This window comes from Acinetobacter lwoffii (genome assembly GCF_024129115.1).
Lineage (GTDB): Bacteria > Pseudomonadota > Gammaproteobacteria > Pseudomonadales > Moraxellaceae > Acinetobacter > Acinetobacter lwoffii_T.
The window spans coordinates 1-335 of the sequence record NZ_JAMXXO010000068.1; the positions used below are offsets into that span (position 1 = coordinate 1).

The 335-nt window shown below is 40.0% G+C and carries 1 rRNA gene; it reads right to left on the reverse strand.

Annotated features, from left to right (window positions below):
• Positions 1-76 (reverse strand): 5S ribosomal RNA (rrf, locus tag NI470_RS15700); the annotation flags it as partial.
• Positions 77-335 lie beyond the last annotated feature (259 nt).

Here is a 335-nt window from a genome sequence, read left to right on the forward strand (position 1 = left end):
TACCATCAGCGCTAAGAGGTTTCACTTCTGAGTTCGGGAAGGGATCAGGTGGTTCACTCTTGCTATGGTCGCCAGCACAACTGTTTATGGACTTGTTCGGGTCTTATTTACGCTGTTTATTTCGTATGCCTTACTTCGTACCAAATAGAATTCATTAACAGGTTTTATTTGAGTTGAATATTGTCATACTAACGAGCTTATGAATCAAGCTGTTTTGCTGAATATCGAATCGATTGATGCTTAATACAACAACTGTTTGGGTGTTGTATAGTCAAGCCTCACGAGCAATTAGTATTGGTCAGCTTCACATATCACTATGCTTCCACATCCAACCT